The sequence below is a fragment of the bacterium SCSIO 12696 genome, from assembly GCA_024397955.1.
GTDB lineage: Bacteria > Pseudomonadota > Gammaproteobacteria > Pseudomonadales > Porticoccaceae > SCSIO-12696.
This window is the reverse complement of sequence record CP073744.1, coordinates 899701-925951: the sequence shown is the minus strand read 5'-3', so window position 1 is coordinate 925951 and position 26251 is coordinate 899701. Positions and strand designations below refer to the sequence as shown.

Below are 26251 nucleotides of genomic sequence, written 5' to 3'. Positions count from 1 at the left end.
TTGAGGTAGAGCGGTTAAGTTTTTCTGGGGCCGTTTAACAGAGCGTCCTTGGTGGCATTGACCAGTAAGTCGATTTCGTTGTCGCTGATGTTAAACCAGGGAGTAAATCGCAGGGAGTTAGTGCCGCCGTGAATCACATTAATACCCTGGGTACGCAGGTAGTTCTCGATGCTGTTGGCGCCAAAACACTTGTAGCTCTCACTGAGCTCAATGCTCACCAGCAGGCCAGTGCCCTGTACCTTGGTAATAGCCCCGCCCAGCTCGTTCATAAGGGCTGAAAATTTTTCCACCAGTGCATTGCCAGTTGCCACAATGTTTTTACGCAGGTTCGGGGTGATGGCGTCCAGCACTGCCACAGCCACATCCATGGCCCGGGGGTTGGTGGTCATGGTATTTCCATACAAACCCTTTTGATACAGCTTGTGTGCCTTGCTGGACAGGGCCAAAACCGACAACGGGTATTGGCCGCCATTAAGGGCTTTGGAGTAGGTTTCCATATCCGGTGCCGGCAGCTTTTCAAAACCGGGGTAGTCGGTAATAGACAAATTGCCGGTGGTGCGTAGCCCGGCCTGAATGGAATCCGCTAATAACAGAGCCCCGTGTTCTTCGGTCAGCTGGCGCGCCAGTGCGTAAAACGCCGGTGTAATAGCCAGGCCTGGGTTACCTTCTCCCATCACCGGCTCAAAAAACATGGATTCGATAAACCAGTTTTCTGCATTTGCCGCTTCAAAAACCACTTTCAACTGCTCGCAGTTGTTGGCTTCTACCGTAATCAAACGTGGTTCACCTTGGAAGCTGGCCAGATATTTCTTGTAGGTTGCCATACTGGAATCGGAATACTGCGCCGGGCGATCTGTTCGCCCATGGAAGGCGCCCTTCAAGGCAACCCGCATAATGGGCTTGCCTGCGTGTCTGGCGCCCTTGTCGGTCATTTGCTTGGCGTTCACATCGGAAATCCGTGCTGCTACCGAAACCGATTCACTGCCTGAATTCATGCACAGAAAACTGTGGTAGGGGCAGCCCTGCTCGCGGTTATGGCCCACTTCCTGGCGAAGTGCGTCTATCAGTGCCATCTGGCTGAGGTTGGGAGTCATGATATTGGCCATTACATGAGGCGCGTTTATGGCCTGTAAAATGGTCTCAGGAGCGTGGCCCAACCCCAGCATGCCGTAGCCACCAGTGTCGTATAAAACCGCACCTTTCAAGGTGATAATCCAGGGGCCAGCAGCTCCGGCTGCAACGTAAGGGGTTACTGCGTCACTTTGGTAGAAATTCAAAAAACCTTGCTGGATTTGTTCAATCTGCTGTTGCTCGTCCAAATCCATAAGCGATGGGTACCGCGAAGCCATATGATTGGCGTAGTCCACCGCATGATCAATGGCGCGGAGTAAGCAGGAATCACTACTGGCAAACTGGTTAATCAGTGGGTCACCTAACCCTGTGGTCATTGGCTGCCCGGCGAAACGACGTAATGGGGCGAGGCGGTCAGTCGCAGAGATTGGCTGAATCATGGTCATGGTGTATCCCGGCTATATGCTGCGTTAACTTTTATTCTAGTGGCCAGGGGTAGCACAATGAATTGGCGAAATAGGCATATTGATGCTTAAAAGAAGCAATATGGCGAGATGCTTGGTTGATATGGTGGTTTGAAAAGGTTATGTGGCAAATAACGTGTAACAGGAGAGGTGTTAAGCAGGTGTACTTCTGCCTTTAATTTTAAGTCACCGGTAGGGTAAATTGAGGCTCGATAACAGAATCAAACATATTTGATATGAGGGTTTTTCTTTTAAATCAAATTGTTGAGGTTTTGGTGGGCTGCCCGATAGTATATTAACTGGGAATCCCGATAATAATTGTTATCGGGCCGAAGGCCCGTTAAACGAGCTGTTAGGTTTTAAAGATGATCGACGATCCCTTGCCTCAGAATTGGAAAGACCTACAGAATGGAGTTTGTAGACTATTTAGTGATATCGGGTTATTAGCAGAGACAGAAAAGATTCTACAAACTCCGAGGGGTACGGTTGAAGTTGATGTCTTTGCAATCGACGAGCACAGTGTCGATCAAATTCAATATCTGGTGGAGTGCAAAAACTGGTCTAACTCAATACCGCAAACAGTCGTTCACTCATTCACAACCGTCATGCAAGAAGCTGGGGCAAATATAGGTTTCATTGTTTCGAAAAAGGGCCTTCAGGAAGGCGCTGTGCGATATACGCAAAATACAAATATTACAGGCTTAACTTATTTAGAGTTGCAACAACGTTACTTCAATTCTTGGTGGCAAAAGCATTTCTGCCCCACAGTTGCAGAGGCAGCTGACTGCGTAAATCAGTACGTCGAACCTATAAACAGCAGGCGCAGTCGACACTTGGAAAAACTCACACATGATCAACTTGAGTATTTCTACGAGTTGCAGAATCGTTATGCCGCTTTTGGGATGCTAATGTGGCTAATGGATATGGGGCGAATTGCTCCACAATATGCCGTTGATGGTCCGGTATGTATCGAAGATTACAAGGCTAAGTTTGTAGAAACAATGGGAAGTGAATTCTCATTTGAATCCAATACATACAGAGGTTTGCTGGACGAATTTTGCGAAATGTTACAAAGGGTCGAGGAGCAGTTTCATGGTATTTTTGGTAGAAATATATTTGAAGAAACCTAACAAGACACTGCTGTCGGACAAATTTTCTGCTACGCTCCAAATTCGCCGCAGAGCGCGGCGTTATGAGTAGTAAGAATGGATTTCATTCAACGAAATAAAGGTTATTTTGTCGTAACATTGTTAATCTCATGTTTGTTAATGTTTACTTGTTTTTTGTCATTAAGAACGTTGGATTCAGTAAGTATTTATAGTTGGCAAGCTATTTGTTTAGTGGTTTCGGCACTTGCCATTCCCTTCTCTTTTCTTCCTTTGTGCTATGTCCAATGGTTCAATCACAAAAGAATAGGTTTGGGTTTTTTCTTAAAGCAGGCTTTCTTTTGGCTAATGTCATTGGCATATGTATGTATTGCTTTTATGCTGGGCGGTAAGTTCATAAATACTCATAACCAGCCAAAGCACATGGGCGCCGCTCCGCGTCGCACATGTTTGCGGCGTTAGGCATAATATGAAGTTGCTACAAGCTATTGCACTTATATCTTGGTCGTCTTTCGTTTTAAGTGCGGAGGTGTTCAAAGTACTTCCTGAGAACTGTCAGGTGATTGAGGCATTTACCCTATTTAGTATTGCTCCAAGACTTTCGGAGAGAGTCTCAGAACTGGAAAAAGAGGTTCCATATGAATTTGACGGTTTAATTTTTTCAAAGCAGCTATACGAAGCTCAGGTAAAAATTGAAAAAGAAAACACTGAAAAGCAAAGGGCTAAGCAAGCCCCTGATCTTATAGTCCATCCTAATTTTTATGGCGTACCCAAAGGCCATAAAGAATACCTAGGAGTTCTGGTAATTTGCTCCTAATAATGCCGAACAAGCCGGTCAAGTTCACTCCGCTCCTGCGGGGTTTCACGGGACATCCAAACAGTTGGTTTGTCTGCCCCTTACTGGAACGTTAAAAATCTTATGAAATTTGTGCCGCTAGTACTAATTCTGTTATTTTCTACTTATTCAGAAGCAGATGATTTTCGTCTTGATCTTATGATGGGAGAAGTCGAAGAGGTTACGATTACAGCTCAAAAACCTAAAGAAGCTAAAGCTGAGGAAGGTCTCTTAGATCATTCATGTGGGAGCGAAGTTGTAACATTTAGGGTTGATGAATACCTGACAGGTGAAGGAGAAAAACTACGTAAGCTAAATCGCGTCATAGCCTCCTATGATTGCGGGTCCAGCTGGGACGGTATGCCCGTTTCACCATCCATAGCAATGGTTTCTGTTTGGCCTAAATTTTCAATATATCGAGGAGTGGCCCGCCTAACTAAAACGTCTGAAGGGTATCAAGTTGTCGACACCATTCCGCAAGTACTTAGAGTTTTATCTATACACGACCAAAAAAACCAAGATAGCTTCCTAGTCCCCCTTAAAGAGCCAATCGTCCGCTATCAAGGCAGTGACCAAGGGGCAGATGAGCTTGAATACCTTGCCTCTCTTGGTGTTCTTGAGTATCAAGCTAAAGAAATAGACTTAAACGAAAACTGCTTTTCAGGCTGTGAAAAACGCAACATAATCAAAGTTTATGAAGTTATCTATAAAAAAGGCATCCCGCTCAGTAAGCTACGGGGTAAAAATTTTTAACAAGTTTGGACACAGTTGCCCGCAAGCGAGCTGGACGGCTACTGCGTAGCCGCCTGTGCCAAAGGCGTTATGACTATGTATAAATTTTCAGGAATTATTATCTTGGTTATTTTGGCGGGGTGCGCATGGGTGAGGGAGCCTGAGTATTGCCAAATTCCCGATAAAAGTAAAAATTTTGTTTTACAAAATATTGAAAAAGCTATTGAGCATCTGTCCGATAAGAGTGTGACTTATGAGTTATCAAAATTATTGCGTGAGCAAGGTAAACTTTTCAAAAATAAGGAAGGTTGTTGGATGTTTTTGGCTCCGAAACCAAGAAATTCTAATCATGTTATTAATGATGGTGAGGGGGCGATGTATGTCAACATGGTTACCTTTGAGGTGGATAAGATAGAGTGGTTTCAGTACTAAGCCATAACCAGGCAAGGTGGCGGATTGCCACACTACGTGTGTCTCTCCGCTGTTTCGACGTTAGCACTTAATATGAAAGTACTACTAACCATTATTGTTTTCTTTTCAGGGCCGGCTATGGCAGATTCATTCACGTATGATATTCAGCAGGCGGGCTATAGGTTTGACCAATATGACCTGAAGGGAAGTGCTACATTTGAAATTTTTAAGAAGGAATTTAGGGCCTTTCCTTGGAAAGAGCAGGTCGGAAATAACAAAGGTGGTAGCGAGCCAACTATTTCAGTTAAAAATTCAGAAACAAAAATTGATCTCTGGGTTTCTGTAGTAGGAAGCTCGGAAGAGTTCGCATATCTTGTGGGTATCGTTCAGCCAAAGAAAATAAAAACTATGTTTGGCTTCGGAAAGGAAAAAGAAGTTCAATGGGTTACTGCCTATGTTCTAGAGCAGCCGGAATGGGTGGAAGAAGCATTCCAGCTCTATTTTCTGGGTCAAACCGAAGTTTTAAATTCAAGATTTTCCAGTTTGCCCATCTTTCTAGAGCAAGAGGCCGTAAACTAAAGTGCTAGCAAGTCAATTAACTGCGCGCCTAAAGGCGCTGGACAGCCAAAAATCCGCTTCGCTCTATTTTAGTTGCCGATTATTGAGTCGTTAACAATACAGGAAAATCATGTTTAATCGCATTGAGTATGGAAATTTAAACTCCAGACAAAAAGAAAATTTCAACTTTCAAAAGGTCGCGGCGGAACTATCTGATTATGGGTTTAACTGCATGTGGCTCAACGATGACTGGCAGGGTGCTGATTTTATCGCTTGCCACATTGATGGCAGAACTTTCATAAAAGTCCAATTAAAGGGGCGTTTAACCCTCGATAAAAAATACAACGGCAAAGAAATTTATGTGGCTTTTAGCCAAAGTGGGCAATGGTATATCTACCCGCATGATCAACTACAAGAAGAACTACTAAAAATGGGGCTTATGTCAGGCTCTAAGTCATGGGATGAAAATGGTGGTTATAGTTGGCCCAGCATCCCTAAAAATATCATGGGGCATATGAGTCAATATGCGATATAAAACTGTTAAAAATTTTAGGCGGCGGAATGCAGTTTATTGCTCAAGGAGCGAAAAATATCAAGTTTAAGCATATATGGACTTTAATTGTTTCGACATTTTCTTGCTCTATATCTGCTGGAATTGTCTCGCAGTGTGAAATTATAGGTCAGGTTGTTTCTGAGCCTAAGGAAACCGCGGATGATGAATTTATATTTTTGTTCAAGGGAACTATGCTGCCAAGCCAGGATTTTGTATTTTGTGGGGACCGTTTAGGTAAAACTGAGGAAATATTAATTACAAAGCAATATTATAAAAAGCTAGGTTCTCCCAAGTTTGGTGATGATGTAACTCTTAGAGAGCTAAAGGAGGAAAATGATTTTGGTCATGGCCTTATGCAGTGGAGATATTTCGATCTGGATGTTAGTGGGTAGCCTCAGTATGCTTACAATTTGCTCCAAAAGGTGACAAAGCCGTGTTGAACTTGGTTGTCGCTGTGCTTTTGGGCAAGGCGTTATGTGATTCTAAAGAGTTAAAGGTAGGTCGTTGATGGAGAATGATAATGCGAAAGGGGCGCATTCAAAATCAGCAAATCACCGAGCAGAAATATTGAAGTCTGATTTATGTGGCTGCTTTTATTGTCTTGAAAGGTTTTCTCCTAAGAAAATTGATAAATGGTGTGATGTTCACAGAGATGCTATTGGCGAAGAAGAATATGGCCATACTGCATTGTGCCCGTACTGTGGTATTGACTCAGTAATAGGCTCTGCATCCGGATTTCCCATTACAAGAAAATTTCTTGCGAGTATGAAAAGGGTGTGGTTCTAGTGTAGTTGCGTGTTGTGTAGAGCCACATAAGTAGGTGCAGGCAATAAAGTTTCATCGCTCAGGTGCTGCAAGTATTGCCTCCTCGGTCATTGTGCATGGTGCTAAGTGGAAAAAGAGATCAAAAATGGAGTCAATTGAATGGGATGAACTGGAGCATGCTTATGGGCAGGCATCTGACATTCCTCAGTTACTGAAAGAGCTAGAGGTCTACCCGTCATGTGAAAGCTATGGAGAAGAGCCCTTCTATACACTGTGGAGTAGTTTGTGCCATCAGGGAAACGTCTATTCTGCATCGTATGCGGCTGTTCCAGTGATTGTTTCTTTAATTGAAAAGGCACCAGAAATAGTTGATTACAACTATTTTTTGCTGCCGGTATGTATTGAAATAGCTCGGTTAAAAGGTTGTGGACCAAAAATTGGGCCATGCTTAGAGTTTGCTTATACTAGTGCTATTCAAACAATGGCTAAGCTTGCTAGTGAAATAAAATCACCGGATGAAAAAATGGTTTCCGTTCTGGCTGCAGTGACAGCGGTGCATTTTGGTAACGCAGAATTAGCTGAGGCGATACTGGAATTCACCCCAGCTACTGTGGCGGAATTTCAAGAGTGGCTGCAGGAAAAGTAGCACCTGACATGGTAGCAAGGTTCAATTCGTTCTTTAGGTGCTGCACAAAATTCCATTGCTCTTTATGAATAAAGTTATCTTAGGCTCATTATCAGTACTATCTGCTTGCACTTCGATTGAAGATAGTCAATTCGACTGCGGGCAAAGTGATTTTCCTGGAGTCTGGTTTCAGATTTATCCAGATAATGCTGAAAAAATGAAGCATTTATCTTTGATTGCTAATTCAGATAATTCCTATGATGCGAATAGATTACTATTTTGGTACAAAAATGAGCGAAATCAAGTAATGGCTTGTTTTCTGATGGGTACTTGGCGTGATCATAAAAGTTATCATAAAGGCTGTTTTGTAACTCGATACCTGATAGATGAAGGCACAGAGGGTACGCCCCCGAAGCTGCAAGACAAAGATGAAGTTGTGTGTACTTAAATAACTCAAATCATAACAGGTGTATGCCGGTCGACTCTCATGGCTGAAATGAATTTTGTATTGCTCAACGTGCTCCAAAAATAAATGCCATATTTAAGCGATAAAAATAGAAAATTAAATGGAATATTCATCTGAGTGCAAATGCGGGAAAGTGAAGGTTTTAGCATCATTTCCTCTTCCCATTGAAGAAAATCAAGCGCGAGAGTGCGACTGCGACTTTTGTGTGGCCCATGGGCTTGCCTATTTGTCAGATGTAAACGGCACTATTTCCTTTTCGCCTAAAAATCAATTGAATCAACTTAAGCAAGGTTCTCAGCAGGCTACCTTCTGGCAGTGCAGCCACTGTAAGCAAGTGATCGCTGTGACACATTCAAAAGATGGAGAAACAAGAGGAGCTGTGTCAAAAGCGTTGTTTGAAAGGGGTTTTTCACTAAAGCCATCTATTGGTGTTAGCCCTAAAAAGCTTTCTCCTGAGGATAAGTCTGAGCGTTGGCCTACGGTTTGGTCAACGGTAATTTAAAAGCTGAGTAAGACGGTGAAATTAAGAGTAAATATTGTTGATGCCTTTACCGAAGAAAGATTCAAAGGTAATTCGGCGGCTGTCGTAATCACTGAAGAATGGTTGTCAGATGAATTAATGCAGTCCATTGCTACAGAAAATAACCTATCCGAGACAGCTTATTTGGTTAGGTCTAGTGATGAGACCTATGCAATACGCTGGTTTTCTCCAATCACTGAGATTGCGTTTTGCGGCCATGCAACACTGGCGTCGGCTTCCGTTATTTTTAACGACAACTCGGAAGTGTCTGAGTTAGTGTTTTCAGCTGAAGCCGTCGGGCGAATGGTCATCACGAAAACCGATGATGGCTATATTCAGATGGATTTCCCGTGTAGAAAGCCACATATTCCAGATTGTTTTCCAGAGGAGCTGTTACAGGGGCTGTCGATTGAACCTTCAAAAGTACTGTTCAATAATCAAGCGTACTTCGCAGTCTATGAGAATGAACACGATGTTTTGAGCGTCGTCCAAAATAAGGAATATCTTAAAAAACTTGCGCCATACGATGTGGTCGTGACGGCTCCGGGAAAGGAATACGACTTCGTCTCAAGATATTTCTGGCCCGCGAACGGTGGTGATGAAGATCCAGTGACAGGGTCAATCCATACCGGGCTTACACCGTATTGGTCTGAGCGATTGGCTAAAAAGCAGCTTCTTGCCTATCAAGCATCAAAACGCGGTGGTGTTCTGTTGTGTCGTTTGGCAGGAGATAGAGTGTTTATTTCAGGTAAGGCCGTTCATTACCTTGAAGGCTTTATCAATGTCTGAGGCTGACCGGATGATAGCGAATGTTGCTTTTATTGCTCGGCTGATTTCGGTGCTATGAAAAAATTAGGCCTTGAAAATACCGTCGCTATGGTTTTTGGTTTGGGTGGTCTGTTAGTTTCGTTCGGAGCTGGGCTGATTATCAATGCAATGTCCTTGGCTTTGACGATTGGTGTGCCGTCGTCATTGGTCGCGTTTGCCTGGGCCCGTTATTTGATAAAGAAGTTCGATTTTGAAAACTTGGCTAAAGTCGACAAGCTTGAAAGAAGAGGTGTTGGCTTTGGCTTGAGTGTTGTTGGGTTGACGGTACTATCGGCGAGCTTGGTTTTAACCTTTATTTCAATTTTCGGTAGCGCTTTTTCAGCTATCGAAGTGCCAATTATGATCTTCGGATGGTTGGTAATGCTCAGTGTTTTCAGCTTTGGTTTGCCTTATCTCTTAGGTATAGTTTTGGGTATATGGGCCGCTCGTTTTAAGTTCGATACTATTCACCAACGTAACCAAAAAAATAACTGAGAGCTGATTGTTTGCCTTAAAACTCAGCTCGCCTCCGCAACAAATGTTGCTCGTAAAGGCCCCGGGTGCCCCTCAATAGTCTTTTGGTTATCTTCCGGATCAAGAAAATCTGTCAGTGATTCGTAGGTCATCCATTCTGTTGCCCTCTGTTCCTCTACCGTTGTTTTGCACTGATCCACGATTCGTGGGTTTTTAAATCCACATTTTTTTAGCCAGGCCAGCATGGTCGCTGGGGACGGTAAAAACCAAACGTTGGGCATTTTGGCGTAGCGGCCGTGGGGCACTAAAACGTGGCCTTCTGGGCCGTCAACAACCAGGGTTTCCAGTACCAATTCACCGCCGGGGCGCAGGCAGTCCTTTAGCTCTCGAAGATGATCCATGGGTGAGCGGCGGTGGTAGAAAACCCCCATAGAGAACACAGTATCAAAGGTGCGCAGGTTGGCGGGTACTTGCTGAATACCTACCGGCAGTACGTCCACCGGCAATTCTTTGGCTGCTGTCTGATTCAGGTATTTTTTTAGCGCATAAAACTGCAACACAAAACGCGGTGATGGATCGATGCCGATAACCCGGTGCGTACCTTGGCCAAGCATACGCAGGCAGTGGTAGCCATTGCCACAGCCAACATCCAGCACCAGGCGGTTTTGTAGTGGCGATATGTGCGGCAAAACCCGATCCCACTTCCAATCACTGCGCCATTCGGTATCGATATGCACTCCGAACAGGTGAAACGGCCCTTTGCGCCAGGGGTGTAAGGCCATCAGGGTGTCGCGCAGTTCTGCTCTGGTCGTTGAGTCGCAAGCTTGTTCGCTGCCGATGGTGACGCTATCTGTTAAGTCGTATGAGTCCGGTGTCAGGTCCGGCAGTTGCTCTAGCACCGCGCGCCATTGGGGCAGGTCGCCCCAGCGGGCTTCACTAAGGCCTTGTTCGATCTGTTGTGGCAGCTGTTGTGCCCAGCGTTGCAATTTACCGGCAGAGAGAAAGTCGAGGAGAGCGGAGTAGTTAATCATGGTTCGTTTGTACGGTAGTGTGGGTTACACGGTGCTAGTCCACACTACGAGATGGCTTGAGTTATTTGATGGCTATTATCGACGCAAAATTAAAACACTGAAACCACACATCAACACTGGAAAAACCGATATTTTTTAAGCGGTCGCGATGGGTCTGCAAGGTTTCCGGCACCAGTACGTTTTCCAATGCGGTGCGTTTTTGGCTGACTTCCAGATCGCTGTAGCCATTGGCTTTTTTAAAGTTGTGGTGCAATTCAATCATCAGTTGGTCGTGGGCCTGGTCGCTAAATACCACTTTTTCCGACAGCACTAAAATGCCGCCGGGCTTCAGCCCATCGAAAATGGTTTGCAGCATGTTCTGGCGATCAGCCAGTGGAATAAATTGCAGGGTAAAGTTTAGTACTGCCATGGAGGCGTTGTTAATGGCCACTTCCTGAATATTGCCCAGCTGAAGACTGACAGGCACTTCGCTGCTGTCACTATCAATGACGTTGCGGCAGCGGTCGAGCATGGCTTGTGAATTATCGACAGCGATAATTTCGCAGTTGGGTTGGCGTATATGGTGGCGCATGGACAGGGTAGCGGCGCCAAGGGAGCAACCCAGGTCGTAGCAACGGCTGTCTGCTTGCACGTAGCGTTCGGCCAAGGTGCCGATCATGCCGATAATGGACTCGTACCCTGGCACAGAGCGTTTGATCATATCGGGAAAAACGCTGGCGACCCGTGCGTCGAATTTGAAGCCGGCTATTTCCGCCAAAGGGCTGGCGAAGACCTTGTCTGTTTTTGAGTGAGGCATTGTTAACGGCTATGTGGTGCCGGATTGGTCAATCACCAAATCCGCCAACTGCTCTCGTACATTATCCGGTATGACTTTTGAGCACTGCTGGCTGTAGTCGAAGTACACCATCACCGTACGCCCTGCGGCCACCAATGTGTCTTTTTGCCAGGCTTCCTGATAAACGGTCATGGACTTGGCGCCAATTTTTTCCACACCGGTTTTCAGGGTAACGTCGTCGCCGATGTGAATCTGTGCCTTAAAGTCCAACTCGATGCGGGCCAGAATCAGCGGCCAGTCGTGTACGGTCATGGCTGGGTGGATGCGGCGGAAAAAACCTTCTCTGGCGCCTTCAAACCAGATCGGCAACGTGGTGTTGCTGATATGGCCGAGCATGTCGGTTTCCGAAAAGCGCGGGGTGATGGTGGTTGTATCCATATAAAAGGCCCAAAAATTGGATTTAAGTCACCGTATCGTCACGCCGCTTCGCGGATCGCAATGACTTACTTCGGTCATTTACCGAGTTTGCGATGGCTCGAAGCGCGTGGCCCGGTGCTTGCGGCGATAACCTATAACGCAATTTGCTCCAGGTTCAGCCCGCTCAACTGCTCGGCTTTATCGGGACTGGTGATGACAGCAACGCTGGCGTTGTCTTCTACCAGATAGGTCGCTGCAACTCGCTTTAGGTCATCGATGGTGACTTGCAGTATACGGTTGCGAAATTGCTCTCGCTTGTCGCGACTGCGACCGTAGAGTTCTGCGTGGTAGGTCTGTTTGGCCTCACCAGCGGGGGAGCCGGGCTTGTCGATGGCCGAGATGACCCCAAGGATTGCCTCTTCCAGCTGTTGCTCATCGTGGCCTTCGCTGTGTAGCCACTGCAGTGCGCCGTCGAAGTCCGCTAAGGTTTCTTCCATGCGTGGATCGCGGTAGGAGAAAAACCGGAAAGCGCCAATGTGGTTGTCTTGGCCAGCTCCGCCGCCGTAGGCGCCGCCCTGTTCGCGGATGGTGCGGTGCAGGTAGCCATTGCGCAAAAAGCCGCCCAGTATGGTGAGTGGCGCGGCGTCTGGGTGATCCATGGCCACGGTGGGGTAGGCTTTGGCGCAGAAGTTAACCTGAGTGCTGGTGGTCCAGCATTGGTGGCGCGGTTCGCAGATCGATTGTTGTGCAAAAGGCGTAAAGTCGCTTTTTCCGCTCATCGAGGATTGATTGCCAAACAGTGTTTGGTAGTCCGCCAGCTTTTCTTCTTCGGCCACCACCAGCAGTTTGCGTTCACAGGTCAGCACCAGCTGGTGAATCGCGTGCAACTTATCCGCCAGTGCCTGTAGTTGTGTTGTGTCGTCCAGCTGGCTGTCCAGTGCCTTGATGGTTTGGATGCCCTGCAAGCCACCCCAGCGGTGGGCAAGCAGCGCCCCTGGGCTGATGCCTCCGGAGGCGGCGGTCATGGCCAATTGATGGCCGCTGCCGGTCACCCCCATTTCCCGGCGGGCGCGGCTTTGGGCAACCAGCTCGCGAATCCGTGGCAGCTCGTCGAAGCGCACCTGGGTGAGGGTGCTGTTCATCAATTCGGTCATCGCGGCCTGATTGCTGCCGAGCCCTTTGGCACTGAGGGTAAGGTAACCACTGAGTTGCTGCACGTTATCGGGTGTGCCTCGAGCGGTTACATAGGCGCTGATGGAACCGCATACCTGGGACTGATGCAGTTGGGTTTGCAGGTAGTCCCGCTCGCCACAGCCCAGTTCAGTCAGGCAGGTGGTGTAAATAGGCAGCAGGTCCAGTTGCTCGTCGGTTAACTCCGGCAGCGGCATCACAATCTGTTGATACACCAGGCCATTGGTGCCTGCGGCGTAACTGGTGGTGTTGCTGTCCTGAGTGTGGTGGGCTACGTAGCCCATCTGCTGCGGAATGTCTTCCCGACCCACCTTGGGCAAAATGGAGGCGTCGTCTTTCTGTTGTTGGCGCTTGATCAGGGCAGCGGCCCGCTCTACCACCTGCTGCTTGTCGGCGTCGCTCATACCCGCTTTGATGATTGCCAGGCGCGCGGCTTCGGCGGCTTCTTTGCGCTCGGCCATGTGCTGATCCGGGCGCAGGGTCAGGCGTACCCGGTGTTGGTTTTCCAGCAACAGATTGCGGGCCAGGCCTTTGATAAATTCCGGGTCTTCAATGGCGTCGCGCAGGTAATTGAGCACCGGGTCCAGGTTCAGCAGGGCGATGGGGTCGCCGCGATGAGTGGCACTGGTGAGGGAGGTGAGAATGAGCTGCAAGCCGTAGGGGTAGCTGTCACCGCCAATTTCCCGTTGCTGCAATTCCAGCTGGTGCAGTGACGCGGCCACTTGCTCGTGGGGAACTCCGTTATCGGCAACCTCTTGCAATACATCCAGAATCATTTGTTCAACCGCTGCGGCGCTGTCGGTTTCGCTGCCTTCCAGACCACACACAAAGCACAGCTCTCGCTGGGAATCATCCAGGCCACAAAGCGGGGAGGGTGCACTGCCCAGGTCGGTGGTTTCCAGGGCTTTTTGCAGTGGTGATGCGCTGTTATCCAGCAATACACTGCACAGCAAATTGGCTTCCATGCTGCTTTGCAAATCGGTGGCCTTGCCCAGCAGCCAGCCCAATACCACGTGGCTTTTGTTGTCGGTGCTGCCTTCTTCTGTCAGTGGATAAGCTTCTTCCACGCGCACTGGTGCCAGGTAACGCTTCTCGTCGGGTACGGAAATTTCTTTATCCAGTCGCTCAAAGCGGCTGAGTGCCTGCTGCTGGAATTTTTGCTGGTGCTCTACCGCCGGGATATCACCAAAGGTCATAAAAATGGCGTTGGATGGGTGGTAGTGAGTTTGGTAGAACTCTTTCAGCTGTTGGTAGCTGAGATCGGGGATGTGCTCTGGTTCGCCGCCACTGTTGTGATGGTAGGTGGTGGTGGGGTACAGGTATTTACACAGAGTGTGCCACAGGGTGGAGGGCACGGAGCTCATGGCCCCTTTCATTTCATTAAATACCACGCCTTTGAACACCAGCGGGGAGTTTGGGTTATCGGCTTCGGCAAACTCAACCCGGTGGCCTTCCTGGGCAAAGTCCAGTTCGTCCAGGCGGGAGAAAAACACCGCATCCAGATACACATCCAGCAGATTGTTGAAGTCTTTACGGTTCTGGCTGGCGAAAGGGTAGGCGGTCCAGTCGGAGCTCGTAAAGGCGTTCATAAAGGTGTTCAGGGAGCGCCGAATCATCATAAAGAACGGGTCGCGAACCGGGTACTTTTCGCTGCCGCACAGGGCGGTATGTTCGAGGATATGTGCGACTCCGGTGGAGTCTTCAGGCACTGTCCTCAGGGCCACCAGAAATACGTTTTCGCTATTGTCGCTGGCCAGGTGAATGTGCTGGGCGCCGGTTTTACTGTGGCGGTATTCTTCGATGGTGAGGTTGAGGGAGTCGACGGTTTCGCTGCGCAGGAATTCAAAAGCGGGGTCACATTTGGGGTGGCTCATGTACTACAGTCCTGATTCTGGGCGGGTAATAGGTTGCAAAAGCGGCTATTCTAACCGATCTGCGCTCCTTGGACTCAGGGAAATGCGTATTGGCTGTGTTGGCCGATATGGCCTGAAAAATGTCCAAAAAATACGTTACTTTTATTGCCAGTCAACTTATCATTCTTTGCCATTAGTAGAGGGCGCCGCATTGCAGGCATCGAGGTTTTGACCACATATTTCAGCCTGTTTTATCAGCTCTGCGGTTGACATCGCAACAGGGATGTACGTACATTGTCTGCTCTTGCTTGAGTTAGCTGCTGAGTGTCTGCGGCTACAGGTTGAAATCAAAGGTTCGGTTAGTGATAAAACCAGTTCGTCTGCTCGTCGTTCTTCTTAGCGTGGTGCTTATTCAGCAGCCGCGGGAGCGATGGTTTATCTGAAGCAGCGATAAACAGAATTCGAAAACCCCGCACACCCATGCGGGGTTTTTTTTGCAGTTTTAATTGATAGAGGGTCAATACAGTGGATCTGTTATCCGGTGGTGAAATAGTAATCAGGGCGCTGCACGACAGTGGCGTAAAGCAGGTGTGGGGCTACCCCGGTGGTGCCGCACTACATATTTACGATGCCATGTTCCAGCAGGAGCAGATTGAACACATTCTGGTACGCCACGAACAGGCAGCGGTGCATGCCGCTGACGGCTACGCCCGTGCCACGGGGGATGTGGGCACTGTACTGGTGACCTCTGGCCCCGGTGCCACCAATACCATTACCGGTATTGCCACTGCTTACATGGATTCCATCCCCCTAGTGATTATTTCTGCCCAGGTGGTGCAAGAAAAAATCGGTGAAGATGCGTTCCAGGAAACCGATATGATCGGCGTTTCCCGGCCGGTAGTGAAACACAGCTTTTTGGTGAAAAAGCCGGAAGATCTGGCCGCCACTATCGCCAAGGCTTACCACATTGCCAAAACTGGTCGCCCCGGCCCAGTGGTCGTGGATATCCCCAAAGATGTGACTCACCCCGGCTACAAGATTTCCTATAACTACCCGGGGCAGGTGGACATTCGTTCTTACCAGCCCCGCAGCAAGGGCCACCCGCGCCAGATTCAAAAGGCCATGGCGCTGATCGCCTCTGCCAAGCGCCCCATTATCTACGCCGGTGGTGGTGTGATCCTCAGTGAGGCCGAGCATGAGTTGATCGAATTGGCCCACCTGGTTCAGTGTCCGGTAACTTTGACCCTGATGGGGCTGGGTGCTTTTCCTGGCAGCGACCCACAGTTCCTCGGCATGCTGGGCATGCACGGTACCGTAGAGGCCAACCTGGCCATGCACGAGGCCGACCTGATTCTGGCGGTGGGTGCGCGCTTTGATGATCGGGTGACCAACGCCTGCGATCAGTTCTGCCCCAATGCGCGCATTATTCATATCGATATCGACCCGACGTCCATTTCCAAAACCATCAATGCGGACGTACCCATTGTGGGTGACTGTAAACTGGTGCTGACCGAAATCGTCCGCCGGGTGAAAATTGATCTGGACGAAAACAACACCGATGACCGCAAACGCACCCTGGACGACGATGCCATTGCTGCCTGGTGGTCGCAAATCAACGAATGGCGCGACCAGTACGGCATTTATCGCGAGCAGCGCTACCAGCAAAGCACCTCTGACAACATTAAGCCTCAGGACGTTATTAAGGCCCTGAGTAAAGCCACCAATGGCGATGCTTACGTGTGCTCTGACGTCGGTCAGCACCAGATGTTTACTGCCCAGTACTATCTGTTCAACCAGCCGCGCCGTTGGATCAACTCCGGCGGCCTGGGCACCATGGGTTTCGGCTTACCGTCTGCTATGGGCGTGAAAATGGCGCATCCGGATGCGGATGTGGCGGTGGTTACCGGGGAGGGCAGCATCCAGATGTGTATTCAGGAGCTGGCCACCTGCACCCAATACAATCTGCCGATAAAAATCGTCAACCTCAATAACCGGGCGCTGGGCATGGTACGTCAGTGGCAAGACATGCAATATGCGGGTCGTCACTCATCCAGTACCTACGAAAATTCTCTGCCAGACTTCTGCAAGCTGGCGGAAGCCTATGGCCATGTGGGCATAAGAGTCACCCGCCTGGAAGACCTGGAGCCGGCTTTGGAAAAAGCTTTTGCCATGAAAGATCGCACGGTATTTTTGGATATACAGGTGGATCAAAGTGAGCATGTGTACCCAATGCAGATTCAGGGGCAATCCATGCGCGATATGTTAATCAGCAAGACGGAGACCATCTGATGCGCCGTATTCTTTCACTGACCATGGAAAATGAACCCGGCGCCTTGTCACGGATTGTGGGGTTGTTCTCTCAGCGCTGGTACAACATCGACAGCATGACCGTGGCCGCTACCGACGATCCGGCATTGTCCAAGCTCACCATTACCACCAGTGGCGATGAAAAAGTCATTGAGCAAATCACCAAACAGCTCAACAAACTGGTGGATGTGTTTAAAGTAGTGGACCTCACCGAACGCGAGCATATCGAGCGGGAAGTGATGCTGATAAAGGTGAATGCCACCGGCAGCAAGCGCGAGGAAGTCAAACGTTGCGTGGATATCTTCCGTGGCTTGATCGTCAGTGTTACCGCCAATGCCTACATCGTTCAGGTGTCTGGCGATACTAGCAAAATCGAAGCTTTTATCGCCGCCATGAAAGATATTGGTATTGTTGAAGTAACCCGCTCTGGTGTGGTGGGAATGCAGCGGGATTGATTTTGTCGGCGTTTAATCGCCGAATGCCATAAAAAGACCTCGTGCTACATTATGCGAGGTCTTTTTATTTGTCATTGTAATACCATTTTTTTAGGAATTATTACCTTTAGGTTAGGGAGATAATATGGACGTTTTAGGGACTGTGCTCATGCTTGGCGGCTGGCTCTGGTCGGTGATTGGCGGCGTTCAAGTGTCGATACTTTGCGCTATTCTCAACTTTGTTTTTCCGCCTTTGTCTCAAATTATTTACTCTGTGTATGAACAGCCCATGAGAATGCCGTTGATTGTTATGATCGCTGGTATAGTTGTGTTGTACTTTGCGGGGGCTGATAGCCTCGATATTTCAGTTGGGGGGTAAGTTGCTGATGAATTTTAATTTGGCTTCCGCAGAACATATAATTTTCGTGACAAAACGCATTTCGTTTTAAATCAGTTATGTTTTAATGCCACATTACTTCACAATGCGTTGATAAATGGAGCTAAAAAAGAAAATGGAAAACAACTTATACGCAACCCCAAAATCTGATATTTCCTCAAGCTCCAAAACCGTGCCTTCAGTACTCATGTACTCCCCCAAACAAGTTGCGTGTGGAACGATAGGTGGCCCGGTTGGATTGATTTACTTCTTGGCAGCTAACTTTAAGGCGATGGGGCGGGAAGATTTACGGAAAAAAACGCTTTGGTTAGGCATCAGTTTAATTGTTGTGTTGATAATTATGCTGCCTTTTTTGCCTGATGATGTGCCCAGTACACCGTTTACTATTGCATACATAATTATTGCTTATCAGGTTGCCGACAAGCACCAGATGACGAAACAAGCGATCATGGATTCTGAGTCCCACGATTTTCATTCAAATTGGAAAGTGCTGGGTTTAGGTTTGTTATGCTTGCTTGGTTCAATGATTGTTCTTATGGGGCCCTTAGTAGTTTTGATGCTGACAGGGATATGGAATCCAGTCTGATTATTTTGAATCAAGCCCTAGTTAGGGAGGGGTGAGGCTTTTAAGTTTTATAAATCACTCCACACACTCCCAAAATGCTGCCACCAGCGGATTCTTTAATTTCTTTTCCAGTACACAAAGGCCAACGTCATAGGGCTCAAGCTCTGGTTTGATATCAAGGGCTTGTACACGGTCGGCAATGGGGCTGTGGTCGAGAACAATTTGTGGAACTATGCCGACGCCCAACCCCAGGCCCACCATGCTGACAATGGCCTCGTTACCGGTGACCTGAGCGTATATTTTCGGCTTTACCCCGAGATCGTGAAACCAGCGGTCGATACGTTTTCTGGCGACACCGCTTTCCGCCAGAATAACCGGCGTGCTTTGCCAGTTTTCTGCGCAGGTTTTGCCTTGTAGTTTGTCTCCACCAAGGCGGCCGTGGGCCGGGGCGATAAAGCGAAGTGGTGTGGTGGTGATGGTTTTAAAAACCAACCCCCGTTGCAAACGATCTGGGCGGGCGGCAATGGTAATGTCTTCGTCGCTGGCAACAATGCGCTTGATGGCTTTGTCGGGATCGCCGGTATGCAATTTAAAATCCACCAGCGGATAGCGCTGGCGAAAGTTAGCTAACAGATCGTAGAGCACGCTGTAGCTGGCGGTGACCGAACAGTACATGCTCAGCTCGCCGGTCAGAGTATCGCTGCCTTCCAAAAGGTCGTTACGAATCAGCTCCCACTGGGATACGGTTTCCCGAGCATAACTTAAAAATTTTTCCCCTTCTGCTGTCAACTCCACGGTGCGGTTGTCTCGGGTAAATAATGCGACTCCCAATGCTTCTTCCAACTGCTTGATACTTCGCGACAACGCCGATGGACTGATGTGGCAGCTTTCACTGGCGCGGCCAAAATGAAGGCAGTCCGCCAATGAGAGAAAGTGTTTTAGTGTGCGGGTATCCATGAAGTTAAGTGCGCCATTTGATATTGCAACCAATGCTGGGATGCTGTCGGGGATTGACTGGCTGCCTAGTCAACAGCGCATCCATTGCTGCGCGCAAATCGGATCCAGTCACAGGTATGTTATTACCCGGCCGAGAGTCATCCAGCTGTCCTCGGTACACCAGTGTTAAGTCGGCATCGAACAAGAAGAAATCCGGTGTGCATGTGGCGTCATAAGCAGAGGCCACTTGTTGGCTTTGGTCATACAAATAGGGGAAAGGGGTGTTTTTTTGAGCTATCTTTTCTGGGCCATCTTGTGGGTAGCTGTCGGCGTCATTGCTGCTGATGGCCGCAATGCCAATACCGCTGTTCTGATAGTCCAGCCCCAGTTGCTGTAGCTGCTGTTCAATGTGGATCACAAAAGGGCAGTGGTTGCAGATAAACAAGATTAGCGTGCCTTTATCGCCCGCTACTTGCTGCAAGCTGTGCAGCTTGCCGGTTTTAGGCGCGGGCAAGGTAAATTCTGGTGCTGGTGTGCCCAAAGGCAACATATTGGAAGGTGTTAGAGCCATAGCGCTATATCCCAAAGTTGTGTTGCGGTTTTTGTTGCAACTCTTTGTTGCGACTCTTTATTGCAGAAAGTGGTTTATTGTATTGCGTATATATCGTTTTACGCAACGCAAGTATTGCCCTATGGTGTGCGCCACTTCTTCAAACAAATTATTTAAACCAGAGCTAACGGTGAACTCTATGCAACTCTATTACGACAAAGATTGTGACCTCTCCATTATCCAGGGCAAAAAAGTATCCATCATCGGTTACGGCTCCCAAGGTCACGCACACGCTTGTAACCTGAAAGACTCCGGCGTTGACGTTACCGTTGGTCTGCGTGCGGGCTCTTCTTCCCGCGCTAAAGCCGAAGCCCATGGCCTGCAGGTTGCCGACGTGGCTGATGCGGTCGCTTCTGCCGACCTGGTTATGATCCTGACTCCCGATGAGTTCCAGGGCCAGCTGTACAAAAACGAAATTGAACCCAACCTGAAGCAGGGCGCTACTCTGGCGTTCGCTCACGGCTTCGCCATTCACTACAACCAGGTAGAGCCCCGCAAAGACCTGGACGTGATCATGGTTGCCCCTAAGGCGCCGGGCCACACTGTGCGCTCTGAATTTGTTCGCGGCGGCGGTATCCCCGACCTGATCGCCATTTATCAAGATGCTTCCGGCAACGCCAAGAATGTTGCCCTGTCTTACGCCATGGGCGTGGGCGGTGGTCGTACCGGTATTATTGAAACCACTTTTAAAGACGAAACCGAAACTGACCTGTTCGGCGAGCAGGCGGTACTGTGCGGCGGCTGTGTTGAGCTGGTAAAAATGGGCTTCGAAACTCTGACCGAAGCGGGCTACTCCCCGGAAATGGCATACTTCGAGTGTCTGCACGAGCTCAAGCTGATCGTTGATCTGATGTTCGAAGGCGGCATCGCCGACATGAACTACTCCATCTCCAACAACGCCGAGTACGGTGAGTACGTGACTGGTCCGCAGGTGATTAACGAAGAGTCTCGTTGGGCTATGCGCGAAGCGTTGAAAAACATCCAGAACGGCGAGTATGCCAAGAAGTTTATTCTGGAAGGCCAGACCAACTACCCAGAGATGACTGCCTGGCGCCGCAACAATGCCGCGCACCCCATCGAGCAAGTGGGTGCTCAGTTGCGTGCCATGATGCCCTGGATTACTGAGAATAAGATCGTCGACAAAGAGAAAAACTGATCCACGATCGCACGTCGCCTTACGTTTACACAGAAAGCAGACGTCGCACGCTAAAAACAGGCTTGGTGCGATGCATCAAGCCTGTTTTGTTTTAGAGAGTTTGTCATCCCCACCTGCGCGGGAATGACGCAGTTAGCAGCCCCCCACAACTGGAGTACCAAAATGCCCAAATTACGATCTGCCACCACCACCGAAGGCCGCAATATGGCCGGTGCCCGTGCCCTGTGGCGCGCAACCGGCATGGGTGAAGACGACTTCGGCAAACCCATTATCGCGGTCTGTAACTCCTTTACCCAGTTTGTGCCTGGCCACGTTCACCTCAAGGACCTTGGGCAATTGGTGGCCGAGGAAATTCGCGCCGCTGGTGGTGTTGCCAAAGAGTTCAACACCATCGCTGTGGACGACGGTATCGCCATGGGCCATGGCGGGATGCTCTACAGCTTGCCGTCCCGCGACTTGATTGCGGATTCCGCCGAATACATGGTCAACGCCCACTGCGCCGATGCCATTGTGTGTATATCCAACTGCGACAAGATCACTCCGGGAATGCTGATGGCCGCCATGCGCCTAAATATTCCAGCGATCTTTGTTTCCGGCGGACCCATGGAAGCGGGCAAAACCAAATTAGCGCCACAAAAAATCGACTTGGTGGACGCCATGGTGGCGGGTGCACAGGACGATGTAAGCGACGAAGAAAGCGAGGCCATCGAGCGCAGTGCCTGCCCAACCTGTGGTTCCTGCTCCGGCATGTTTACCGCCAACTCCATGAACTGTTTGACAGAAGCGCTGGGGCTTTCGCAGCCAGGTAATGGCTCTATGTTGGCCACTCACGCCGATCGTGAAAAGTTATTCCGCAGCGCCGGCCGCCGCATTGTTGACCTGTGCAAACAGTATTATCGCGACGATGACGATTCCGTATTGCCCCGCAATATCGCCACCAAAACCGCGTTCAACAACGCCATGGTGCTGGATATTGCCATGGGCGGTTCCTCCAACACCGTATTGCACCTGCTGGCGGCGGCTCAGGAAGCGGAAGTGGATTTCACCATGGCGGATATCGATGCGTTGTCGCGCAAGGTGCCGCACCTCAGCAAAGTATCCCCGGCCACGCCGCTCTACCATATGGAAGACGTGCACCGTGCCGGTGGCATTATGGCGCTGATGGGTGAACTGGATCGCGCCGGTTTGATCGACACCAGTGTCGGTCATGTATCCGGTGAAAACCTGGCAGATGTAATCAACCGCTGGGATATCAAAAGCCCCAATTGCCCGGAAGAAACCAAAGAATTCTTCCGCGCTGGCCCCGCCGGTATTCGCACCACCCAGGCGTTTAGCCAAAGCACCCGTTGGGAAACTCTGGACGACGACCGTGAAAACGGCTGCATTCGCTCCATCGACAACGCCTACAGCCCGGAAGGTGGCCTGGCAGTACTGTTCGGCAATATCGCCAAAGACGGCTGCATCGTAAAAACCGCTGGTGTGGAAAAAGAGTGTTACCAGTTCACCGGTCGCGCCCGTATTTTTGAAAGCCAGGATTCGGCGGTAGACGCGATTTTGGGCGATCAGGTAGTGGCTGGCGATATTGTGCTGATTCGCTATGAAGGTCCCAAAGGCGGCCCCGGTATGCAGGAAATGCTGTACCCGACCACGTACCTGAAATCCAAAGGTTTGGGGACCAAGTGTGCACTGATTACCGACGGCCGTTTCTCTGGTGGTACCTCTGGCCTGTCCATTGGCCACGTCTCCCCGGAAGCGGCTTCTGGCGGCACCATCGGCCTGGTGGAAGAGGGCGATATCATCGATATCGATATCCCCGCTCGCCGCATCGAACTGAAAGTCTCCGATGACGAACTGGCCCAGCGCCGCGAAGCTATGGAAGCCAAAGGCAAAAAAGCTTGGAAACCAGTAGATCGCCAGCGTGAAGTGTCGGTAGCCTTGAAGAGCTACGCCATGCACGCCACCAGTGCGGATCGTGGTGCAGTTCGGGATTTGGGCCTTTTTGAGGAGTAGTTTTGCTACTTCAAGGTTTATTAAGCTGAATTGGCAAAAAATGTCATTTACTTTGGATAAAAATGTCAATAATATGTGGCTCGTTGTCAAGGCTTACCAAGGCCCCAATCGATGAACAACATCGCATACAACAGCTTTAACAAAATTTTCGCCGGGATCATTACCGGATTCCGGCGGGAAGGTTTACGGTTCGAATAAGGCTCACCAGCCACCGAACAGTAAAGCCCCGCTTTGATCAAGCGGGGTTTTTTTATGTTCGCAGAATGCTCAACTGCTCAGGAAATGCAGCATGAATAACAGCGCCAATGACACAGAAAAAATGCTGGATGCTCAGCCGGATCAACCCAGTGCTGCGGAATATTTGCGCCAGATCTTACTGGCCCCGGTGGGAGAGGTGGCAGTGGTGACTCCGTTGTCGGATATGCCTCGTTTGTCTGAGCGTTTGCAAAACAAAGTCTCTTTGAAGCGAGAAGACCGGCAACCGGTGCATTCCTACAAGCTGCGTGGCGCTTACAACAAACTGGTGAACTTGAGCGCGGAGCAAAAAGCCGCGGGGGTTGTGGCGGCTTCGGCGGGTAACCACGCGCAAGGGGTGGTTTACTCCGCCAGTCGTTTGGGCATTAAAGCCACCATTGTGATGCCCAAAACCACTCCGGATATTAAAGTGGATGCGGTACGTGCTCTGGGTGGCAATGTGGTTTTGCACGGTGCCGCGTTTGATGATGCCGGTGCTGAGGCCAAACGGCTTTCAGCAGAAAAGGGTTGGACGATGATTCCCCCGTTTGACGACCCCCATGTGATTGCAGGCCAGGGTACGCTGGCCAAAGAGCTATTACAGCAGAACCCGGAGCTGGATACCGTCTTTGTACCAGTAGGTGGCGGTGGTCTGTTGGCTGGTGTTGCGGTTTATCTGAAACAGATGCGTCCGGATGTTCGCATTGTCGGTGTGGAGTCAGATGGCTCTGCCTGCTTTGCCGCCGCCCTGGAAGCAGGTAAATTGGTCGATTTGGAGCACGTCGGCGTGTTTGCCGACGGTGTCGCGGTCAAGCGCATGGGCGAAGAAACCTATCGCCTTGCCAAAGAGTACACAGACGAAGTGGTGCAAGTGGATGTGGATCAGATCTGTGCCGCCATCAAAGATATTTTTGAAGATACCCGCGCTGTGGCCGAGCCCGCCGGAGCAGTGGCTCTGGCCGGGTTGAAGAAGCACCAGCAAATGCACGGCTACAATGATCGCAACCTGGCGGCAATTCTCAGTGGTTCCAACCTCAACTTTCACACTCTGCGTTATATCTCAGAGCGCTGCGAATTGGGTGAGCGTCGCGAAGCGCTGCTGGCGGTGAAAATTCCTGAATGCAAAGGCAGTTTTCGGCGCTTTTGTGCCGCTATGGAAGGGCGCCCGGTTACTGAGTTTAACTACCGCTATGTGGCGGATGCCGAAGCCCATATTTTTGTCGGCGTGCAGATGCAAGACGCCGACCGGGAGTTGCCAGCTCTTAAAGAGACATTGGTGGCGAAAGGGTATTGGGTGGATGATTACTCTGACAACGAGCTGGCCAAGCTCCATGTGCGCTATATGATGGGTGGGTCTCCAAGAGGGCTGCAAAACGAACGCCTGTTCAACTTTGAAATCCCCGAGACTCCTGGCTCCTTGATGCGGTTTCTGGAGGTACTGGGTGACAAGTGGAATATTTCTTTGTTTCACTTTCGCAATCACGGCGCTTCGGTGGGGCAGGCCTTGGCGGGTATTGAAGTGCCCGATGCAGAAATGGCCGAGTTTATCGAGCACTTAGATCGCTTGGGCTACCTGTATACCGATGAGAGCAGCAATCCGGCTTACCAGATGTTTTTGGCCAGCCGGAGCTAAATATCATTCGCTATCCCTCTGGCAGAACCATCACTAGTGCCCAAGGTCTATACTTGGATTTTCAACAGCTAAGACTTTCCAATAATCAAGAGTAGAGGGTAGTGATGACATATTATTCTGTTGTTGCAGGAGTTGCGCTATTGAGCGTAGCCGCAGGTGGTGCACTCGCCGGTTCCGCGTCGCATAAATCGGTATCCGATTCGGTAATTGCAAAGCAGCGAACGGCACTTGCAAACAGCACTCAAGGGGCTGGATTTGGGCCGCAGTCGCCCCGTGATATCGACTCCTCGGCCGGTGTTAATCAGCGCAGTTTCAATACCGCTCCTGCGTCTTCAAAAATGAACCTGTGCAATATCCACTTTCACAAAAATGCCGAGCACAAAGGCGGTGAATTTACCCATTATGCGGGTAATGGTGATGGCAAAGGCTACGGCAGCGGCTATCAGTATTCGGGTCACCTCAGTAGCGCTGAGAAAAAGCCGTTGAAAGCAGCGGTTTGCTCCGGCAAATACAGCAGTTTGCAATCTGGCGATACCATTGAACTTCACTACGTGCACTCCACTGCCCAGGTTCAACCGGGTCCAACGCTGGGCGCTTGTTTGAGTGAATCCATAGGCAACCCACAGCTGCGAGTGGAAGGCCAGGTGTTCGTATTGGTGAACGATAAAAATGCGTTGGATTTTGGTCAGCTCACAGAACACGGTGTCCGTGATGGCTATCACCAGGCATTGAACATCCCCACCAATACCGGCACCCCCGTTGAGTACGAGGGGTCCACTACGGGGCCGAGTTATAACGAAAAGGGCTCTCCGTTCCAGGTGTCCTGGAGTGTTCGCCCCAAGGTTGCCAAAGTGTCTATTGAGTCTGTTGGCCAATGGTGCAAAGGCAATGTGTTTAACGAAGATCACGCCCATGGTGTTAGAAATCTGGTGACTAACCCGGATTTGCTGTCTGAAATCGCTCCTTAGTAACCTGGCAATTATTTATGTGATCCCTCACATAAATAATAGTCGCTCAATAAAATCTGGCGATGTTGCGCACTTACTTAGATAAGAAGGTCTGGATTTTATTGAGCTCGCGCCGACTGTGTCGGCGTCGGCACATCCATGTGCCGAACTATTAACTCTTCATTTATTTTGTTGCTGTGTTAATAGATCACCCTGTGTGATTCAGTAGCCTTGCTAAATACAGGCTACTGAAGCTCTTCCCCAACTTGTGCTCCACAGCACAAAGTTTCCCCAGTATCCCCGCTAGACTCGCTCTATAGGTTGGAAAACCGCCCTGTAACAGGGTTTTTGAGACGCAGTTCTCGTTG

27 protein-coding genes are annotated in these 26251 nt (G+C 49.5%); 20 read left to right on the top strand and 7 right to left on the bottom strand.

The genetic code is table 11. The features are described from left to right. Positions 1 to 14 precede the first annotated feature (14 nt). A complete protein-coding gene (locus KFE80_04275; protein UTW46118.1) occupies positions 15 to 1517 on the bottom strand; it encodes an aminotransferase class III-fold pyridoxal phosphate-dependent enzyme in 1503 nt (500 codons plus the stop codon). Positions 1518 to 1900: 383 nt separating this feature from the next. Here KFE80_04275 and KFE80_04270 point away from each other — a divergent pair, with 383 nt between their 5' ends. The 12 genes from KFE80_04270 to KFE80_04215 all read left to right on the top strand — a co-directional run bounded on the left by KFE80_04270 (position 1901) and on the right by KFE80_04215 (position 9408). Further along, positions 1901 to 2665, top strand: a complete 765-nt coding sequence (locus KFE80_04270) for a restriction endonuclease (GenBank protein ID UTW46117.1) — start codon at positions 1901 to 1903, stop codon at positions 2663 to 2665. Positions 2666 to 3110: 445 nt separating this feature from the next. Continuing rightward, complete coding sequence (locus tag KFE80_04265) at positions 3111 to 3458, top strand: hypothetical protein (GenBank protein ID UTW46116.1); 348 nt, start codon at positions 3111 to 3113, stop codon at positions 3456 to 3458. A 102-nt stretch (positions 3459 to 3560) separates the two neighbouring features. Next, positions 3561 to 4229, top strand: a complete 669-nt coding sequence (locus KFE80_04260; GenBank protein ID UTW46115.1) for a hypothetical protein — start codon at positions 3561 to 3563, stop codon at positions 4227 to 4229. A gap of 75 nt (positions 4230 to 4304) precedes the next feature. Beyond that, complete coding sequence (locus KFE80_04255; GenBank protein ID UTW46114.1) at positions 4305 to 4640, top strand: hypothetical protein; 336 nt, start codon at positions 4305 to 4307, stop codon at positions 4638 to 4640. A 72-nt stretch (positions 4641 to 4712) separates the two neighbouring features. Continuing rightward, positions 4713 to 5198, top strand: a complete 486-nt coding sequence (locus KFE80_04250; GenBank protein ID UTW46113.1) for a hypothetical protein — start codon at positions 4713 to 4715, stop codon at positions 5196 to 5198. A 106-nt stretch (positions 5199 to 5304) separates the two neighbouring features. Then, positions 5305 to 5712, top strand: a complete 408-nt coding sequence (locus tag KFE80_04245) for a hypothetical protein (GenBank protein ID UTW46621.1) — start codon at positions 5305 to 5307, stop codon at positions 5710 to 5712. Between the two features lie 26 nt (positions 5713 to 5738). Further along, positions 5739 to 6122, top strand: a complete 384-nt coding sequence (locus KFE80_04240) for a hypothetical protein (protein ID UTW46112.1) — start codon at positions 5739 to 5741, stop codon at positions 6120 to 6122. Positions 6123 to 6649: 527 nt separating this feature from the next. Next, complete coding sequence (locus tag KFE80_04235; protein UTW46620.1) at positions 6650 to 7141, top strand: hypothetical protein; 492 nt, start codon at positions 6650 to 6652, stop codon at positions 7139 to 7141. 64 nt (positions 7142 to 7205) lie between these two features. Further along, complete coding sequence (locus tag KFE80_04230) at positions 7206 to 7568, top strand: hypothetical protein (GenBank protein ID UTW46111.1); 363 nt, start codon at positions 7206 to 7208, stop codon at positions 7566 to 7568. 118 nt (positions 7569 to 7686) lie between these two features. Then, on the top strand, positions 7687 to 8088 hold the full coding sequence (locus KFE80_04225) for an aldehyde-activating protein (protein ID UTW46110.1): 402 nt from the start codon (positions 7687 to 7689) through the stop codon (positions 8086 to 8088). Between the two features lie 15 nt (positions 8089 to 8103). Next, positions 8104 to 8895: a PhzF family phenazine biosynthesis protein gene (locus KFE80_04220; protein UTW46109.1), complete on the top strand. Its 792-nt coding sequence runs from the start codon at positions 8104 to 8106 to the stop codon at positions 8893 to 8895. Positions 8896 to 8949: 54 nt separating this feature from the next. Beyond that, a complete protein-coding gene (locus KFE80_04215) occupies positions 8950 to 9408 on the top strand; it encodes a hypothetical protein (protein UTW46108.1) in 459 nt (152 codons plus the stop codon). Between the two features lie 23 nt (positions 9409 to 9431). Here the strand turns inward: KFE80_04215 and cmoB are convergent, their stop codons facing one another. From cmoB to KFE80_04195, 4 genes are all read right to left on the bottom strand, one after another. After that, positions 9432 to 10418 (bottom strand): tRNA 5-methoxyuridine(34)/uridine 5-oxyacetic acid(34) synthase CmoB, encoded by a 987-nt coding sequence (gene cmoB, locus KFE80_04210; protein UTW46107.1) that lies wholly within the window; start codon positions 10416 to 10418, stop codon positions 9432 to 9434. A 61-nt stretch (positions 10419 to 10479) separates the two neighbouring features. Beyond that, positions 10480 to 11214 carry a carboxy-S-adenosyl-L-methionine synthase CmoA gene (cmoA, locus tag KFE80_04205; GenBank protein UTW46106.1) on the bottom strand — a complete coding sequence of 245 codons (735 nt, stop codon included), beginning with the start codon at positions 11212 to 11214 and terminating at the stop codon, positions 10480 to 10482. Between the two features lie 9 nt (positions 11215 to 11223). After that, positions 11224 to 11631 (bottom strand): acyl-CoA thioesterase, encoded by a 408-nt coding sequence (locus tag KFE80_04200; GenBank protein UTW46105.1) that lies wholly within the window; start codon positions 11629 to 11631, stop codon positions 11224 to 11226. A gap of 131 nt (positions 11632 to 11762) precedes the next feature. Continuing rightward, complete coding sequence (locus tag KFE80_04195) at positions 11763 to 14675, bottom strand: insulinase family protein (GenBank protein ID UTW46104.1); 2913 nt, start codon at positions 14673 to 14675, stop codon at positions 11763 to 11765. Between the two features lie 504 nt (positions 14676 to 15179). Between KFE80_04195 and KFE80_04190 the strand changes: the two genes are divergently transcribed. The 4 genes from KFE80_04190 to KFE80_04175 all read left to right on the top strand — a co-directional run bounded on the left by KFE80_04190 (position 15180) and on the right by KFE80_04175 (position 18378). Continuing rightward, a complete protein-coding gene (locus KFE80_04190; protein UTW46103.1) occupies positions 15180 to 16943 on the top strand; it encodes an acetolactate synthase 3 large subunit in 1764 nt (587 codons plus the stop codon). Continuing rightward, positions 16943 to 17416: an acetolactate synthase small subunit gene (ilvN, locus tag KFE80_04185; GenBank protein ID UTW46102.1), complete on the top strand. Its 474-nt coding sequence runs from the start codon at positions 16943 to 16945 to the stop codon at positions 17414 to 17416. Before KFE80_04190 ends, ilvN begins: the two co-directional genes overlap by 1 nt. A 124-nt stretch (positions 17417 to 17540) precedes the next feature. Next, a complete protein-coding gene (locus KFE80_04180; GenBank protein UTW46101.1) occupies positions 17541 to 17774 on the top strand; it encodes a hypothetical protein in 234 nt (77 codons plus the stop codon). A gap of 133 nt (positions 17775 to 17907) precedes the next feature. Further along, the gene (locus KFE80_04175; GenBank protein UTW46100.1) at positions 17908 to 18378 is read left to right on the top strand and encodes a hypothetical protein; all 471 of its coding nucleotides are present in this window, start codon (positions 17908 to 17910) and stop codon (positions 18376 to 18378) included. A 54-nt stretch (positions 18379 to 18432) separates the two neighbouring features. Here KFE80_04175 and ilvY read toward each other — a convergent pair whose 3' ends face one another. Together ilvY and KFE80_04165 are read right to left on the bottom strand one after the other, a co-directional pair. After that, positions 18433 to 19314, bottom strand: a complete 882-nt coding sequence (ilvY, locus tag KFE80_04170) for an HTH-type transcriptional activator IlvY (GenBank protein UTW46099.1) — start codon at positions 19312 to 19314, stop codon at positions 18433 to 18435. 4 nt (positions 19315 to 19318) lie between these two features. Then, positions 19319 to 19864 (bottom strand): thioredoxin family protein, encoded by a 546-nt coding sequence (locus tag KFE80_04165; protein UTW46098.1) that lies wholly within the window; start codon positions 19862 to 19864, stop codon positions 19319 to 19321. A gap of 178 nt (positions 19865 to 20042) precedes the next feature. On the opposite strand from KFE80_04165, the gene ilvC reads away from it, so the two are divergent. The 4 genes from ilvC (at position 20043) to KFE80_04145 (ending at position 25904) form a co-directional block, all read left to right on the top strand. Then, positions 20043 to 21059 (top strand): ketol-acid reductoisomerase, encoded by a 1017-nt coding sequence (gene ilvC / locus KFE80_04160; protein UTW46097.1) that lies wholly within the window; start codon positions 20043 to 20045, stop codon positions 21057 to 21059. Between the two features lie 162 nt (positions 21060 to 21221). Then, positions 21222 to 23069, top strand: a complete 1848-nt coding sequence (gene ilvD, locus KFE80_04155; GenBank protein ID UTW46096.1) for a dihydroxy-acid dehydratase — start codon at positions 21222 to 21224, stop codon at positions 23067 to 23069. Positions 23070 to 23388: 319 nt separating this feature from the next. Continuing rightward, positions 23389 to 24936, top strand: coding sequence for a threonine ammonia-lyase, biosynthetic (gene ilvA / locus KFE80_04150; protein ID UTW46619.1), 1548 nt, complete (start codon positions 23389 to 23391; stop codon positions 24934 to 24936). Between the two features lie 104 nt (positions 24937 to 25040). Beyond that, the gene (locus tag KFE80_04145; protein UTW46095.1) at positions 25041 to 25904 is read left to right on the top strand and encodes a hypothetical protein; all 864 of its coding nucleotides are present in this window, start codon (positions 25041 to 25043) and stop codon (positions 25902 to 25904) included. Positions 25905 to 26251: the final 347 nt, after the last annotated feature.